At 33.7% G+C, this 17,344-nt stretch carries 14 protein-coding genes; 4 read left to right on the top strand and 10 right to left on the bottom strand.

From position 1 onward, the window contains the following. The first annotated feature begins 50 nt into the window (after nucleotides 1–50). Together ACM55G_RS06225 and rluF are read left to right on the top strand one after the other, a co-directional pair. Nucleotides 51–842: an alpha/beta fold hydrolase gene (locus ACM55G_RS06225; RefSeq protein ID WP_416843032.1), complete on the top strand. Its 792-nt coding sequence runs from the start codon at nucleotides 51–53 to the stop codon at nucleotides 840–842. A 96-nt stretch (nucleotides 843–938) separates the two neighbouring features. After that, nucleotides 939–1,751: a 23S rRNA pseudouridine(2604) synthase RluF gene (gene rluF, locus ACM55G_RS06220; protein WP_416843031.1), complete on the top strand. Its 813-nt coding sequence runs from the start codon at nucleotides 939–941 to the stop codon at nucleotides 1,749–1,751. A 91-nt stretch (nucleotides 1,752–1,842) separates the two neighbouring features. Here the strand turns inward: rluF and ACM55G_RS06215 are convergent, their stop codons facing one another. From ACM55G_RS06215 to argS, 6 genes are all read right to left on the bottom strand, one after another. Continuing rightward, the gene (locus ACM55G_RS06215) at nucleotides 1,843–3,228 is read right to left on the bottom strand and encodes a DUF4153 domain-containing protein (RefSeq protein WP_416843030.1); all 1,386 of its coding nucleotides are present in this window, start codon (nucleotides 3,226–3,228) and stop codon (nucleotides 1,843–1,845) included. Between the two features lie 54 nt (nucleotides 3,229–3,282). Further along, complete coding sequence (locus tag ACM55G_RS06210) at nucleotides 3,283–3,576, bottom strand: winged helix-turn-helix domain-containing protein (protein WP_416843029.1); 294 nt, start codon at nucleotides 3,574–3,576, stop codon at nucleotides 3,283–3,285. Nucleotides 3,577–3,578: 2 nt separating this feature from the next. Next, nucleotides 3,579–4,193 (bottom strand): hypothetical protein, encoded by a 615-nt coding sequence (locus tag ACM55G_RS06205; protein WP_416843199.1) that lies wholly within the window; start codon nucleotides 4,191–4,193, stop codon nucleotides 3,579–3,581. A 556-nt stretch (nucleotides 4,194–4,749) separates the two neighbouring features. After that, nucleotides 4,750–5,634, bottom strand: a complete 885-nt coding sequence (locus ACM55G_RS06200; protein ID WP_416843028.1) for a bifunctional 5,10-methylenetetrahydrofolate dehydrogenase/5,10-methenyltetrahydrofolate cyclohydrolase — start codon at nucleotides 5,632–5,634, stop codon at nucleotides 4,750–4,752. Between the two features lie 125 nt (nucleotides 5,635–5,759). After that, the gene (gene ffh / locus ACM55G_RS06195) at nucleotides 5,760–7,109 is read right to left on the bottom strand and encodes a signal recognition particle protein (RefSeq protein ID WP_416843027.1); all 1,350 of its coding nucleotides are present in this window, start codon (nucleotides 7,107–7,109) and stop codon (nucleotides 5,760–5,762) included. A 154-nt stretch (nucleotides 7,110–7,263) separates the two neighbouring features. Beyond that, entirely contained in the window at nucleotides 7,264–9,042 is a 1,779-nt protein-coding gene (argS, locus tag ACM55G_RS06190; RefSeq protein WP_416843026.1) for an arginine--tRNA ligase, read from the bottom strand. Between the two features lie 288 nt (nucleotides 9,043–9,330). On the opposite strand from argS, the gene ACM55G_RS06185 reads away from it, so the two are divergent. After that, nucleotides 9,331–11,700, top strand: coding sequence for a TonB-dependent receptor (locus ACM55G_RS06185; protein WP_416843025.1), 2,370 nt, complete (start codon nucleotides 9,331–9,333; stop codon nucleotides 11,698–11,700). 99 nt (nucleotides 11,701–11,799) lie between these two features. Here the strand turns inward: ACM55G_RS06185 and ACM55G_RS06180 are convergent, their stop codons facing one another. The 4 genes from ACM55G_RS06180 to ACM55G_RS06165 all read right to left on the bottom strand — a co-directional run bounded on the left by ACM55G_RS06180 (nucleotide 11,800) and on the right by ACM55G_RS06165 (nucleotide 15,200). Beyond that, a complete protein-coding gene (locus ACM55G_RS06180; protein WP_416843024.1) occupies nucleotides 11,800–12,807 on the bottom strand; it encodes a 3-oxoacyl-ACP synthase III family protein in 1,008 nt (335 codons plus the stop codon). A gap of 157 nt (nucleotides 12,808–12,964) precedes the next feature. Beyond that, complete coding sequence (locus ACM55G_RS06175) at nucleotides 12,965–13,909, bottom strand: ABC transporter ATP-binding protein (RefSeq protein ID WP_416843023.1); 945 nt, start codon at nucleotides 13,907–13,909, stop codon at nucleotides 12,965–12,967. 103 nt (nucleotides 13,910–14,012) lie between these two features. Next, complete coding sequence (locus ACM55G_RS06170) at nucleotides 14,013–14,708, bottom strand: YiaD family glycine zipper/OmpA-like lipoprotein (protein ID WP_416843022.1); 696 nt, start codon at nucleotides 14,706–14,708, stop codon at nucleotides 14,013–14,015. Between the two features lie 18 nt (nucleotides 14,709–14,726). Then, a complete protein-coding gene (locus ACM55G_RS06165) occupies nucleotides 14,727–15,200 on the bottom strand; it encodes a lipocalin family protein (RefSeq protein WP_416843021.1) in 474 nt (157 codons plus the stop codon). Nucleotides 15,201–15,376: 176 nt separating this feature from the next. Here ACM55G_RS06165 and htpG point away from each other — a divergent pair, with 176 nt between their 5' ends. Beyond that, entirely contained in the window at nucleotides 15,377–17,278 is a 1,902-nt protein-coding gene (htpG, locus tag ACM55G_RS06160; protein ID WP_416843020.1) for a molecular chaperone HtpG, read from the top strand. Nucleotides 17,279–17,344 lie beyond the last annotated feature (66 nt).

Here is a 17,344-nt window from a genome sequence, read left to right as displayed (position 1 = left end):
AATTGACATTTTTTATATTCACTAAATCCATTGGATTATACATTAACTTTTTGAGTTTTGTATTTCCCAAAAAAGCATCGCAATTGGCGTATGCCTATTTTAGCGAACCCAGAGAGGGAAGACTATCAAAAAGTAAGTTGCCTGAAATTCTTCAAGAAGCGCAATCCGAGACGTTTCATCAAGAAGATCATTCTTTTCATACCTATACATGGAAAGGAAATGACACCATTATTCTTTTGGTTCATGGATGGGAAAGCAATGCTTCTCGTTGGGAAAACATCTTACCCTATCTAAAAAAATCAGGAAGTACTATTATTGCCATCGACGGTCCGGCTCATGGCTTATCGAGCGGAAAAGAATTTAGTATTCCTAAATACGCTGAATTTATTCATATTGCTGTTCAAAAATTTAAGCCTCAATACCTTGTAGGTCATTCTATGGGCGGAAAAACCTGTTTGTATTATCAATCGGTATATCAAAATGATTTGCTTAAAAAAATGGTAATTCTTGGAGCTCCTAGTGATTTCAAGATAATCTTGCACAATTACATTGCGCTGTTGAGTTTGAATTCTAAAATTTATAAAGCTCTAGAAGTTCACTATTTAAATAATTTCAAACTCAGTTTGGAACAATTTTCTGGTAAAATATTTGCTTCCAAATTAAATATAAAAGGATTTATTGCCCATGATATTGATGACACTGTAGTTTTATTCGAAGAAGGTGAAAAAATTGCAAGTACATGGAAAAATGCCATTTTCATAGAAACAAAAGGTTTAGGCCATAGTATGCATGATGCCGAGCTATATGAAAAAGTCTCCCAATTTTTATTTGAAACGGAGTAAAATTATACATCAGCATAAACTTTTGCTTACTTCTTAATTTTCAAATAAACAAATAACTACACAAACGATTAAACAATTTAGTACTACTTTTGCATTATGGAAGAAAATCTAAAACGCCTCAATAAATTCATAGGAGAAACTGGGTATTGCTCCCGCCGTGAAGCCGATAAAATCATTGAAGAAGGTCGAGTAACCATCAATGGAATCGTTCCGGAATTAGGTACAAAAGTTTCACCCGATGACGAAGTGCGTATTGACGGAAAATTAATTCGGGAGAAGAATGAAAAACCCGTTTATTTGGCTTTCAACAAACCTGTAGGAATTGAATGTACCACAAACCTAGATGTTCGCAATAATATTGTAGATTACATCAATTATCCCAAACGTATTTTCCCTATTGGAAGATTAGACAAAGCCAGTGAAGGATTAATTTTCATGACCAATGATGGTGATATTGTTAACAAAATTCTTCGCGCCAGAAACAATCATGAAAAAGAATATACCGTAACGGTAAACAAACTCATCACCGATCGTTTTATTGAAAAAATGGGAAATGGGGTACCAATTTTGGACACTATTACCCGAAAATGTAAGGTAGAAAAAATAAGCTCCACCATTTTTAAAATCGTCTTAACCCAAGGTTTAAACCGTCAAATTCGTAGAATGTGCGAATATCTGGGTTATGAAGTTACCGCTTTGAAACGTATTAGAATCATCAATATTTCTCTTGACATTCCCGTAGGTCGCTACCGTGATTTGACTGATGCCGAAATTAAAGAATTAAATGAATTGATTGAACCTTCGAGCAAAACAGAAGAAGCGAGTTTACCCAAATCGGAAGCTCCAAAAAGAAGAACCGAATTTATTAAAAGAGACGATCCTAGGTTTAAGGGAAGAGGAGATTATTAAGAATAGAAAAAAATATTTGCATATGCATTACACCTATAAATTTGTCCAAACTTTGGGGTGCAATGCATATGCAAATGTTTTTTTTTTGCTTTTAATTTCTAGTTATAAATTCGTAGTACAAAGCTTCTGATAAAAAGTTTTCAGATTGCCTGTTACTAATCTCCTTCTCTCTTGTAAGTTCAATTTCTTGTCCATCTAATTGCTTTAGTAAAAAATAGTCTCGACGGCTTTCATCATTAAAATTTAATCCAGATAAAAACATAGGCTCTACCCCTTTATTTACAGAAATATTGTAATTGGTGACTATATTCCCCCAATTAACAAAACTGCACAAAAGTATTGTTCCATAAAAATACCAAATCATTTGATTGAAAAGATAAGCATTTGTTTTTTGTTTATAAATCTTCCAAAAAGTAATTAGCAAACCTATAATTGCTAATAACAGGAATGCAAAAACGCCTAATCTTTTATAGGTTAAACCAAATGCAGTAACATATTCAATGTTTTTTATAGTTGTACAAATAATTAATACTCCGTTCAATGTTATCCAAATTTTAGATAGTAATTTGAGATTACTCGCTTTCTTGTCAAAATTAAATCCACTTTTAAAAAAGAAAAGCATCACGCCAATCGCCATTATTATTGAAAAGATAACTGCATTTACTCTTTCATGAGTTGCAGCGCTCAAAGACACTGAAACTTGTTCCTCAAAAAACTGCTCGTAATTATAGGTAACAATAAAAATTAAAATCATACAATTTAAAAGCACTAACGTAATTTCGCCGCTCTTTCTTTCAAAATCAAGATCAAGAAATGGAAAAGTTTGTTGATGCTCCATTCTTGTCTGATTACTAAAATCATTATCTAACATTGAATTTTTATCATAACAAATCTCTGGCACCCAATAATTCCAGAAACTGAACGATATATAAAAGCCTAACAAAGCAATTAGAGAGACTTCCAAAACATCCAAATCTAAAGTGTACTCTATAAATAGAGCTGAAAAGTGTTCGCTACCGAAAGCGTAAACCACAAAAAACAAGGTTATAAATATAGCTGGAATAACAACGTAGGCTATAGCTTTTTTAGTGAAATCATTTTTGATTTCTCTTATTGGAAGCCATTGACTAAACATCAATATGCGACCTAATGAAGCCAATCCATTGATAACTACAATTGGAAAAATCTGTAGCATTTTAAGTTTTACTTCATGAGTTTTAAATTGTAAAAAAAGAACAGACATAGATAAAGCCAAAAAAGATGCAAAATCGCCATACCAAGCAAAGGCAAAACACGACAAGATAGAAGTGATTACTAATCCTAAATGCAAACGACTTGTAAATTGCTCCTGAAAGAAATAGCAAATCATTATGGTCAATAGCAACCCAAAAATCGCCAGATTTACTCCGACTGCTTCCTTGTAAAAAAGCAATGTAAAAAGCAAACTACAAACTAAAATTAAATGATGTTTTTTCATAATAAAAAATTTAGAAGTACTTTGCATTTCAAAGTATAAGGTTAAAAAAAAGTGCTATTTAGATTTAATTAATTTATCAAGACTATTTATGTGGGAAACAAAAGCATTTCTTCCCATATTGGTAACTCGATACGAAGTTTTCGGCTTTTTACCGACAAACTCTTTTTTCACTTCAATATATCCGGATTTTTCTAACGCAGAAGAATGACTCGCTAAATTACCATCCGTAATATCCAACAAAGATTTCATTTCGGTAAAATCAATCCAGTCATTTACCATCAGAACGGACATGATACCAAGTCTGACTCGACTTTCGAAATCTTTATTTAACGTATCAATGATTCCCATTTTTATTTATATTTTTTGAACATAATTAAACCATAGAGAATATGCAAAATTCCAAATCCTATAGCCCAAAAAATAAGTCCGTATCCAAGATAAAAAAGGGAAATACATCCTAAAAAAATTTCACATATACCTAAATATTTAATATCTGAAAAAGTATACTTCTCAGCATTAATAAGTGCTAAGCCATAAAACAATAAAGTTGTTGGTGCAATCAGAGCAAATAACTGATGGTATAAAAGGGCTACACAAAATACTCCTCCAACAAATAGAGGAATCGCTAAATTGAGCAACATCTTTTTAGTAGTATTAGTCCACACGGGTAAATTAAATTTTTTACTTTTTCGTAAAGTGAAAAATATACCAAATACCAATGCTAAAATCAAAATTAACAAAGCAATGAAAGTTAATTCCATTATCAAACCATAACTGTACTTTTTTTGATTACCGTCAAAATATTCAATACCATTCTGTTGAAACAGCAGATATACATATACTGCCCCAGCTAAAGCAACTATGCCGGCAAACACTCCTGAAAGGCCACTTAACGAAATAAATCTTGAAGAGCGCTCCATCATGGAACGAATATGCAATAAATCTTCTTGATGTTTTTGACTCATAAATAAAGTACTTTGAGTTACAAAGTTATTCATTATTTTTAGATTTCTAAATATAAACTGATTTAATTTCAATAAATTTTATAAAATAATTTTCATCAAAAGTTTTGATCCTAGATAAAATAAAGGAAGATTCTTAATTATTGGATTTTTCTTGGTTTCGTTTTTGCGATTTGTTCCTCAATCAAAACGCCATCATCGTTTTTCTGTCCCAAAATCTAACATCTATTTCTTTAACTGAAGTAAATTTGGTTATCTCAAAAATTCTTACCAAAAAGAATTGCTTTTACAAAAAACAATCGCAGCCCCTTTTTTAAGTTTCCCCAAGGGATCGAAGCGGGCCAACTATAATAAACCCGAGAATGACAATAATAAAAAGAGAGATTGTAAGCTCATTCTCTTTAAAATTTGGTAAACATTCTAAATTAATTTTACGCAAAAAAAAAGCTTTCTAATTCCTCTAAGGTAAATAATCTAGGAACCCATCTGTTGAAAATTGTATACCTTGTGAATTGCCTTAATAAAAAAAGCCTATTCTTTCGAATAGGCCTTAGCTTAATTAATTTTTTGCACTTCTCAGTTTCCTTGCCAGAAGTGTATTTTTTAACAACATTGCAATGGTCATTGGTCCTACTCCACCTGGAACGGGTGTTATAAAAGAAGCTTTTTTACTCACTTCATCAAAATCAACATCTCCAGTAATCACATATCCTTTGGGATGAGAAGCATCTTCGACTCGGGTAATACCTACGTCAATTACAACCACTCCTTCTTTTACCATATCGGCTTTAAGGTAATTAGGAACACCAAGGGCTGTGATGATTATATCCGCATTTTTTGTAAACTCCTCAATATTTTTGGTTCTACTGTGAGTCAGCGTTACCGTTGAATCTCCTGGATACCCTTTGCGACTCATTAAGATACTCATCGGTCTTCCCACAATATGGCTACGTCCAATAACTACGGTATGTTTGCCAGCTGTCTCCACTTTGTATCGCTCTAGTAATTCCATTATTCCATAAGGAGTTGCCGGCAAGAATGTTTCCATATCCAACGCCATTTTTCCAAAATTGGCCGGATGAAAACCATCTACATCTTTGTCAGGATCAATCGCCATCAAGATTTTTTGCTCATCAATGTGTTTTGGCAAAGGCAATTGAACAATATAACCATCTAAATCACCATCTTCATTTAGCTCTTTGATTTTTGAAAGCAACTCGGTCTCAGTAATAGTTTCTGGCAAACTTACTAAAGTGGATTCAAAGCCAATTTGTTCACAAGAACGTACTTTGCTTCCAACATAAGTTAAACTGGCTCCATTAGTACCAACGATTACAGCTGCTAAATGAGGTACTTTTTCCCCATTAATTTTCATTTGTTGTACTTCGGCTGCTATTTCTTGTTTAATATCCTCCGATGTTTTTTTCCCGTCTAGTAATTGCATTTCTTCTTGTTTAAAAAGTTTAAAGTTTAAAGTTTAAAGTTTTGGAAACTTAAATAAAAACTCTTAAAATATAATATAATGTGTTCAAAATTGATTACTGAAAACCTAAATACTGAACACCATTTTTATCGCATTCCTGGCATCCCACCTGGCATTCCGCCCATCATTTTCATTAGGTTTTTACCGCCTGGTCCTTGCATCATTTTCATCATCTTGCTCATTTGATCAAACTGCTTCATCAATTGATTGACTTGCTCAATTTTTGTTCCAGAACCCTTTGCAATTCTAGCTTTTCTTTTTACGTCAATTATAACGGGCTTGCTTCTTTCTTTTGGAGTCATCGAATGAATAATCGCTTCAATATGTTTGAAAGCATCGTCTTCAATTTCTACATCTTTCATGGCTTTGGAAGCACCTGGTATCATTCCTACCAAATCTTTCATATTACCCATTTTCTTTACTTGTTGTATTTGAGACAAGAAATCATCAAAACCAAATTCGTTTTTTGCGATTTTCTTTTGGATTTTTCTTGCTTCTTCTTCGTCAAATTGCTCCTGCGCTCTTTCTACCAAAGACACAACGTCTCCCATCCCAAGGATACGTTCCGCCATACGAATAGGATAGAAAACATCAATTGCATCCATTTTCTCCCCTGTACCTACAAATTTAATTGGTTTATTTACAACCGATTTAATTGAAATCGCAGCTCCACCTCGGGTATCACCATCTAATTTGGTTAAGATAACCCCGTCAAAATTCAAGATATCATTAAAGGCTTTAGCTGTATTTACAGCATCCTGCCCTGTCATTGCATCGACAACAAATAAAGTTTCCTGTGGTTGAATTGCTTTATGGACTTCAGCAATCTCTTTCATCATTACTTCATCAACAGCCAAACGACCAGCAGTATCGACAATCACAACATTAAATCCATTTGCTTTAGCGTGTTTAATTGCATTTTGAGCAATTTCAACAGGATTTTTATTTTCAGGTTCCGAATAAACCTCAACTCCTATAGAATCCCCAACAACGTATAACTGCTGTATAGCTGCAGGACGGTAAATATCACAGGCCACCAAAAGTGGTTTTTTATTCTTTTTTGTAAGTAAATAATTTGCTAATTTTCCTGAAAAAGTAGTTTTTCCGGAACCTTGTAAACCTGACATTAAAATCACTGTCGGATTTCCCGATAAATTAATTCCGGCAACATCACCACCCATTAATTCAGTAAGTTCATCTTTAACTAACTTAACTAATAATTGTCCTGGTTGTAATGTTGTTAACACGTCCTGACCTATTGCTTTTTCTTTTACTTTGGTGGTAAAATCTTTGGCAATTTTAAAGTTGACATCGGCATCAAGTAAAGCTCTACGAACTTCTTTTAATGTTTCGGCAACGTTTACCTCGGTGATTTTTCCGTGTCCCTTTAGTATATGAAAGGCTTTATCTAGTTTATCGCTTAAATTATCGAACATAATTTTTTATTTTATTGAAGTGCAAAGATAAACTAATTAGATAATTAGGCAATCAGATAATGGGATAATTGACAAGAGCTGTATCCAATTTATTTTAACAAAAAAAAACGACCTCAATTTGAAGCCGTTTTATATTTCTATTATTTTTATTTTGTTACATTCTTTCCGGAACATTAATTCCAAACAAACGGAAAGATGCTGCGATGGTATCTGCTACTTTTTTAGATAATTGAACTCTGAAAATTTTCTTCTCTAAATTTTCTTCTCCAAGAATAGGGACAGCCTGATAGAATGAATTGTATTCACGCACTAAATCATACGTGAAATTTGCCAGTAAAGCCGGACTATGATTGTGTGCCGCATTTTGAATTACTTCAGGAAATAATTCCAATTGTTTCAGTAATTCTTTCTCTTTTTCATGAAGTTCCGCGACTGTACTCGAAATGGCATAATCAAAATTAGCCTTGCGAATAATAGATTGAATTCGGGCATAAGTATATTGAATAAATGGTCCTGTATTTCCTGCAAAATCTACGGATTCTTCCGGATTAAAAAGGATACGTTTTTTTGGATCTACTTTTAGAATATAATATTTCAAAGCACCAAGGCCTATGGTGTTGTATAGTTTTGCTTTTTCATCAGCAGAATAGGTATCTAATTTCCCTAAATCCTCCGCAATTTTTTGAGCGGTATCTGTCATTTCCTGCATCAAATCATCTGCATCGACAACAGTTCCTTCACGGCTTTTCATTTTGCCTGAAGGTAAATCTACCATTCCGTAAGATAAATGGAAAAGGTTTTCAGACCAATCAAAACCTAATTTTTTCAGGATAAGAAACAATACTTTGAAATGATAATCTTGTTCGTTCCCTACAGTATAAACCATTCCACCAACATCTGGGTAATCTTTTACACGCTGAATGGCAGTTCCAATATCTTGTGTCATGTAAACGGCGGTTCCATCTGAACGAAGCACAATTTTTCTGTCCAAACCTTCATCAGTCAAATCAATCCAAACCGACCCATCAGGATCTTTTTCGAAAACACCTTTCTCCAGACCAATTTGAACAACGTCTTTTCCTAATAAATAGGTATTACTTTCATAATAATAACAATCAAAATCAACGCCCAAATTTTTATACGTAATAGCAAAACCATCATAAACCCATTGATTCATGGTTTTCCAAAGCGTGATTACCTGTTCATCTCCTGCTTCCCATTTCAATAACATTTCTTGTGCTTGCAGAATAATTGGCGCTTGTTTTTTGGCTTCTTCTTCCGTTTTACCGGCGCTCATTAATTGGGCAATTTCTTCTTTATACGCTTTGTCAAAAGCTACATAAAAATTTCCAACTAATTTATCTCCTTTTAAACCTGTTGATTCTGGTGTTTGTCCGTTTCCGAATTTTTGCCAAGCCAACATTGATTTACAAATATGAATTCCTCTATCGTTTATTATTTGGGTTTTATATACTTTTTTACCGGAAGCTTTGATAATTTCAGCCACCGAATACCCTAATAGATTGTTACGAACGTGACCTAAATGCAACGGTTTATTCGTGTTTGGTGAAGAATACTCTACCATTACAGCTTTATCTTCAGGATTTGGTGTAACAAAACCAAACTTGGCATCGTCTTTAATCCATTTGAAGAAATTCAAATAATATTCGTCAGAAATAACAATGTTCAAAAATCCTGAAACCACATTGAAACGACTAACTTCAATTACGTTTTCTACTAAATACGTACCAATTTTGTTTCCTAATTCTACTGGATTACTTTTAATAACTTTCAATAATGGAAAAATAACCATGGTAATATCACCTTCAAATTCCTTCCGAGTAGTTTGAAATTCAACTTTGTCAATAGCAATGTCAAATAAAGCTAGAACCGCTTTTTCAATAGAAGGCGTAAGAATTTGTGATAATGTCATTTTATGTATTTATTTAAAGGTTGCAAATATAGTTATAATGCCTCAATTTGAAAATTGGAAAACAATATAATTTCCTAGTGACAGCATCCCTCTTGAATATTCACTAATTACAGTTGAGTTATTTTTTCTAAAGTGGTTGTAACAATTCACCCATTAAAGAGTCTATTTAGGTAACATTTTATTTAAATAAAATGTTAAATTTCATAAAACAGTACTATGTAATACATACGTCTAAAATAAATGAATACCTTTGCATCATCAATCAATTTTTAATCAAAAAAAAAAATCATGAAGCTCAAATTAATTTTACTCTGCTTATTCGGAACCGTGTTTTCGATAGAAGCGCAAAATTCGTTCAAACCAATACTTTGGGAAAATTCCGGAAGTATTTCAGGTAAGGTAATCGATAAGAAAAGCAACGCCCCACTTCCTTATGTGAATATTATTGTAAAAGAAGAAAACAAAGTGGTTACGGGAGGAATAACTTCGGACAATGGAACTTTCCTTATCAAAAACTTGGATTTAAAAAAATATACGGTTGAAATACAGTTTATAGGATATAAAACGGTTTCAAAAACAATTTCATTAACAAGTGGAGACAAAAATGTCAATTTGAATACAATCGAGTTAGAAGAAGATGCCATTGAATTGAAAGGTGTTGAAGTGGTCAGTGAACGCTCTACAATTGAACAAAAGATCGATAGAAAAGTAATCAATGTTGGTAAAGACTTAATTTCAGCTGGGGCCACTGCGGCAGAAATCATGAACAACATACCATCAGTAAGCGTTGACCCGCAGACAAATGCAATAAGTCTTCGTGGAAATTCTAATGTCCGAATATTAATTGACGGAAAACCAACTACAATTGAAGCTTCTCAATTATTGCAACAAATACCATCGACTTCTATCAAACAAATTGAATTAATTACTAATCCGTCTGCTAAATACAATCCGGAAGGAATGAGTGGAATTATCAATATTGTTTTGAATAAAAACAGTAAAATTGGTTTTAACGGAAGTGTAAATAATGGGGTAACCTTTGGAAAAACACCAAAATTAAATTCTTCAGTAGACATGAATTACAGAACCGGGAAGTTAAATATCTATGGTAATTATGGTTTGAATACTGGTAAACAATCCAATTACGGGTTTATAAAAACAACAGAGCCAGGTCAGGAAGATTTTCAGAAATTTACTTTTTTGAATAATAACACTTCTCATTTAGCGAAAGTTGGTTTTGACTTTTATTTAAATGAAAAAAATACTTTCTCCTTTTATACGACACAAAATATATATAGAGGAAAGGGAGATTCTAAAACTACTGTAGATTTTCTTGATCCATCAAAAACGGATATTACGCAATTGTTCAATAATAAAAACAACAATTACTCACAGGCTTATAATTTTGATTATAAAAAGGATTTTAAAAAAGAAGGACATAACATTGAACTTGAGGTAAATTATATTAATAACGATGACAACGAAAATGCCTTTTTCAGCACTCCTGCCATTAACTATATTACGAACAAAGGGAACAATACTTTAATCAATTTAGACTACACCAATCCGCTTACGGAAACAACCAAACTAGAATTGGGATTAGAAAGTAGAATCGAAAACACAAAAAACAATTACCTTTTAAATAATTCTTATAATTCGGACTTCTCCTATGAAAGAAATATTTATTCTGCTTATGCAAATGTTTCCAAACAAATAGGAAAATGGAGTGGCCAAATAGGAACACGTTTCGAAAAATACAATGCCAAAGCATTATTTAAAAAGGTAAACGAGAATAACGAAACATTCGAGGATGATTTATTTACCCTTTATCCATCCGGATATATCAATTATACGCCAAGCGAAAAGAATTCATTTAATTTAAGTTTTTCAAGACGTGTGGACAGACCAAGTATTGATCAGGTAAATCCAATACGGGAATGGAGTACCCCACAAATTGATTCAGAAGGAAATCCAGAACTTTTTCCACAATTTACGAATTCTTATGAATTGAATTATACCAGAAAAACAAAAATTGGTTCCATAACAACCGGTGTATTTTACAGAAGAATAAATGATGAAATTACACGAACTCTTTATGAAAACCCTACTGATCCATCTAAGATAATTTTATCCTATGCGAACCTCAACGACAACAATGCTTTTGGTTTCGAAATATCTGGAAATTTACAATTTACAAAATGGCTGAGCTCTAACATTAGTTTTGATGCATATAGTAAAAAAACAAGAGGTGTGGTCGCTGATGAATTTGTTGAAGTAGATGTAACAGCAGTTAATGCACGTATAAGCAATACATTCAAGGCTTCTAAAAACTTACGCTTTCAATTATCGGGGCTGTATAGAGGTCGTGATTTAGGAATACAAATGCTAAGAGAACCTATGTGGAAAATGGATCTAGGAACCAGTTATACGGTTCTAAAAGGAAGCGGAACCATAACAGCAAGATTCAGCGATGTTTTCAACACGATGTACTTCGCTTTTGAAGGAACCAAACCAAGAAGACTGGAAGGACAATTCAACTGGGAAAGTCAATCGGCATATATTGGATTCAATTACCGTTTTGGAGCAGGAAAAAACAAAGCGATTGAAAGAAAAGCACGGGAAAAAAACGAAACCCAAGGAGGCGGTGGACTTTTATAAGATACGTTTTAATAGTTTGTTGCCAAAAGAAAACCCGGAGTATGCCAACTCCGGGTTTTTCGATTTAAAACTATAGTTACAATCAAATAAAATGATTGACTACCATTTTATAATAGCACTTCCCCAAGTAAAACCACTACCAAAAGCAGCCAAAACTACCGTATCTCCTGATTTTATTTTTCCTTGTTCCCATGCTTCCGTCAAAGCAATAGGGATAGATGCCGCAGTTGTATTACCGTATTTTTGAATATTATTATATACTTGATCATCCGTCAATCCAAATTTCTTTTGGATAAATTGAGAAATTCTCAAGTTTGCCTGATGCGGAATCAACATGTCAATATCCGAAACCTGCAAATTATTCGCCTGCAACCCTTCATTTATTACTTCGCTAAAACGAACAACCGCATTTTTAAACACAAATTGTCCATTCATATATGGAAAATAACTTTCATCATCTGAATCATTGTCGGCCAAGATATCAGTAACCCATCGCCCTCCCATTCCTGGTGCTTTCACTATTAATTCTTCGGCATGTTGCCCTTCTGAATGCAAGTGAGTGGACAAAATTCCTTTGGTCAAATCTTCTTCCCTGCTCAAAATTGCTGCGCCTGCTCCATCACCAAAAATCACCGAAACACCTCTGCCTCGAGTCGTCATATCCAGTCCTGTCGACTGCACCTCAGAACCAATTACCAAAACATTTTTATACATTCCCGTTTTGATGTATTGATCTGCAACGGACAATGCATAAATAAATCCCGAACATTGATTTCTTACATCCAAAGCTCCGATAGTTCTAAGACCTAAATCACGTTGTACCAAAACCCCCGGACCTGGAAAATAGTAATCAGGACTCAATGTAGCAAAAACAATAAAATCAATGTCTTCTTTTGCAACACCAGAACGCTCAATCGCGATTTCAGCCGCCTTTACTCCCATCGTAGTAGTAGTATCTTCCCCGTTTATAATGTGTCTTCTTTCTTGAATACCGGTACGCTCCTGAATCCACTCATCATTCGTGTCAATAATTTTCGACAAATCGTCATTGGTAACTATATTGGAAGGGACATAAAATCCTAATCCAGCTATTTTTGAATGGTACATAGTTTTGTTATTTTATTAAAATAAAGGATACAAATTTAACGATATGCTAAATATCAGGTCACAAATTACTACTTTTTCGGCAATATGCAATTATAATTTTCAGCAGCTATTTCCTGCTGTACGCTATATCTTTTATCTGAAAACTGCTATCTGATACTTAAGCTAGCATCAAAGTCACTTCTTGGTTCAATTCTAATTCCGAATCGTGTTCAAAGAAAATGGCCCTTCTTTCAAAAGCAGCTTTAATCAAATAATGACTTCCTTTAAAATAACATTGTTTCACAATTACCTTCATCCTTCCGTTATCGACCACTTTTAATTGATGTGGATACAATAAAAGCGCTTCATCGGCTCCATCAAGTTCAATTAATTGAGACAATTTTAATTCATTAACTTCCCCAAAAAGAGATGCAACATATTTATTCGTGGGATTTTCATACAAGGCTTTTGAGTTTCCTTTTGCTAGAACGTTTCCATTTTTAACTACAATCGTCTCATCCGAAAAAGACAAAGCATCCGTGCTGTCATGTGTGGCAATAATGCAGGTAATCCCCTTTTGTTTTAAGTAACTGAATAAATTTCTGCGCAAGGCATTTTTCCGAAAGGAATCAATCTGACTGAAAGGTTCATCCAACAAAATTATTTCTGGCTCTAATGCCAAAACTCTGGCCAGCGCCACCCTTTGTTGTTGGCCACCACTGAGATATTTGGCTTTTACTTTTACAAATTCCGTCATTTCGACCATTTCCAAAAGCTCCTGAATTCTGGCTTTCTTTTTGTCTTTATAAATATTAGACAAAAACTTACCTACGTTTTCTTCTACAGATATATAAGGCATCAAATCGAAATCCTGCGCTAAATATTTGATGTAGTCTTCGCCAGGGATAAGATTCTGTTTTGGCCCAAGAATTCGTTTATTGTTATAGGTTATTTCTCCTTCATCCAAATCATATAATCCATAGATTAATTTCAACAAAGTACTTTTACCGCAGCCGCTTTCACCAATTACAGCAATATTTTGTCCTTTACCAATTTCAAAACTAACATTATTAATAACTGGATTTTCAATGTAGGTAAAAGAAATGTTTTTTATTTCAAGCATGTTCTGTATTTAAGAGCGCAAATTTACAATGTTTAATTTAAAAATGAAGTCAAAAAAAAAGCTGTTTCCTACGAAACAGCTTTTACTTTTATAGAAATTTGGCTTATTGCTTCACTTCCGTTTTAGCTTCTTGAATCATTTTCTCATTTGCAGTAATAGCAAATTCAACACGACGGTTTTGGGTTCTGCCTTCAGCTGTTTCATTTGATGCAATTGGGTCAGCAATTCCTAAACCAGTTACTTGAAACCTCGTAGAAGAAACGCCTCTGCTCGCTAAATAATCTCTGACAGACGCAGCTCTTTCTCCTGAAAGTTTCAAATTATATTTTGGTGTACCAGTAATATCTGTATATCCATAAATTGTAATATTTGTATCAGGATATTCTTTAAAAACTGGAACTAATTTATCCAAATTCGCTTGTGCTTCAGCAGTCAAAGAAGATTTGTTTGTATTAAAACGCACTGCATTTTCATTTAAAACCAGTTTAATTCCTTCTCCTACACGTACCACTTCTGCTCCCGGAAGGGCAGCATCAATTTCTCTAGCCTGTTTATCCATTTTGTTACCAATGACACCGCCGGCAACCCCACCAACAACTCCACCTAATACAGCTCCAAGGGCACCTTTTCCACCTTTTCCAAGGTTGTTTCCAAGAATCCCTCCTATAACGGCTCCACCTACGGCTCCTATACCGGCACCTTTTTGCGCATTATTTGTATTTTTTAATGCTTCGCAGCTTGTAAACATTGAACCTATAACTAGTATTGTTGCTATGGCAACTATTGAAATCTTTTTCATATCTGTCTTTTTATGTTATTAGTTTTTTTGAAATTGGTATACCACATCAGTTATTTTTCCTCCTACATCAATTTTATCAATCAATTGAAAAGAAGTAGGTGTTTGATTTGCTACCATAAGGATATAGCCTTCTCTAACTTTTTTAGCTTTTACACCTGCGTCTAAAACTTTTAAAACAAATTGCCCGTCTTTGTTTATAAACCAAGTAATAGGTGAGCTAAATGAAGTACAACCCGCTTTTGTCAAAGCTACATTCCCTTTATTATTATTTGAAACAAACTTCCATGTACTTCCAACAAAACATTCTGAATCAGCAATTTGAAAAGAATTCACTTTGATGTATTGCGAACCCGGATACGTTACCGAACTGATCATCCAGTTTCCTTTCATTGCAACTTGGGCTTTAGTATTTTCATTAGTACCAGTTACTGATTTTGACTTACAGGCAAACATCGAAACAGCTAATATGCATAATAAAATAATTTTTTTCATCTTTTAAAAATTTACAATTAATACTCTTACAAAGATACGAAGCATTAAAAATAAATAAGTTTCAAAATTAAATTATTTTATATCATAATTAACACTTACGACAATTTGTCACATCCTTCTTAATTGGTATCTTATTTGAGTAAATAGTTCCAAATTCAAACTTAAAAATTCAAAATATGACAACTGGAAAAATTAATGTTTCGGTAGAAAACATCTTCCCCCTTATCAAGAAATTCTTGTACAGTGATCACGAAATTTTCTTGCGTGAATTGATTTCAAATGGGACTGATGCTACTTTAAAATTAAAACATTTAACTAGCATTGGCGAAGCCAAAGTAGAATATGGCAATCCAATTATCGAAGTAAAAATCGACAAGGAAGGTAAGAAACTGCACATTATCGATCAAGGTTTGGGGATGACTGCTGATGAAGTAGAAAAATACATCAACCAAGTAGCTTTTTCTGGTGCCGAAGAATTTCTGGACAAATACAAAGATTCTGCTAAAGATTCTGGCATTATTGGTCATTTTGGTCTTGGTTTCTATTCAGCATTTATGGTTGCCGAAAAAGTGGAAATTATCACTAAATCTTTCAAAGACGAACCTGCAGCGCATTGGACCTGCGATGGAAGTCCTGAATTTACATTAGAGCCTGCTGATAAAACCACTCGTGGAACAGAAATCATCTTACATATTGCTGAAGATTCTTTAGAATTTCTGGAAGAGTCTAAAATCAATCAATTATTAAATAAGTATAATAAGTTCATGCCTATTCCAATTAAATTTGGAACAAAAACGGAGAAAATTGAACAAAAAAAGGGTGAAGAAGTAGCGCCAGAAGACAAAGAAGAGCCATTCAAAACAGTTGAAATAGACAACATCATCAATAATCCAAATCCAGCCTGGACTAAACAACCAACTGAGTTATCGGATGAAGATTATAAAAATTTCTACCGTGAGTTGTATCCAATGCAATTTGAAGAACCGTTATTTCACATTCATTTAAATGTGGATTACCCGTTTAATCTAACCGGTATTTTATATTTCCCAAAAATGGGTTCTGATTTGCAAATTCAGAAAGATAAAATTCAGTTGTACCAAAATCAGGTTTACGTAACGGATAATGTTGAAGGAATTGTTCCTGAATTTTTGACCATGCTTAAAGGGGTGATTGATTCCCCGGATATTCCATTGAATGTATCTCGTTCTGGATTACAAGCTGACGCTGCCGTTAAGAAAATATCGAATTACATTACCCGTAAAGTTGCTGATAAACTAAAATCGTTATTCAACGAAAATCGCGAAGATTTCGAGAAAAAATGGAACGACATTAAAATCGTTTTGGAATACGGAATGCTTTCTGAAGACAAATTCTACGAAAAATCAAGTGCTTTCGTTTTGTACCCTACAGTGGATGATAAATTCTACACTTTGGAAGAATTAAAAGAAAAACTAGCTGCTAATCAAACTGACAAGGACGGAAAACTGGTTGTTTTATATGCCGGAAATAAAGAAGCACAACACTCGTATATTGAAATTGCAAAAGAAAAAGGATATGAGGTTTTATTGCTTGATTCACCAATTATCTCGCATTTAATTCAAAAAATTGAAGGCGATAACAGCGGAATGACTTTCGTGCGTGTCGATTCAGACCATATTGATAATTTAATCAAGAAAGAAGAAACTACTATTTCTAAATTATCTGAAGAAGAGCAAACGAATTTAAAAACGGTTTTAGAAACTATAGTTCCAAAACAAAACTATTCGGTACAACTGGAAGCAATGGACAGTCAAGCGGCTCCATTTATTATTACGCAACCAGAATTCATGCGTAGAATGAAAGAAATGAGCCAGTCTGGCGGTGGCGGGATGTTCGGAATGGGAAATATGCCTGAAATGTACAATTTGGTTGTGAATACCAATTCCGATTTGGCTACAACCATCCTTACTACCGAAGACAAATCAGCTCAGGAAAGTTTGGTAAAACAAGCATTAGACTTAGCTAAATTATCACAAAACTTATTAAAAGGAGAAGCATTAACTGCTTTCGTGAAAAGAAGTTTTGAGATGATAAAATAATTTCAGCAAATCGTTAATATACTAAAGGCTGTCCATATCGGGCAGCCTTTTTTTTGTTTTAGGAGC

This window comes from Flavobacterium algoriphilum (genome assembly GCF_048158655.1).
Classification (GTDB): domain Bacteria; phylum Bacteroidota; class Bacteroidia; order Flavobacteriales; family Flavobacteriaceae; genus Flavobacterium; species Flavobacterium algoriphilum.
This window is presented reverse-complemented; position numbering and strand designations above follow the sequence as displayed.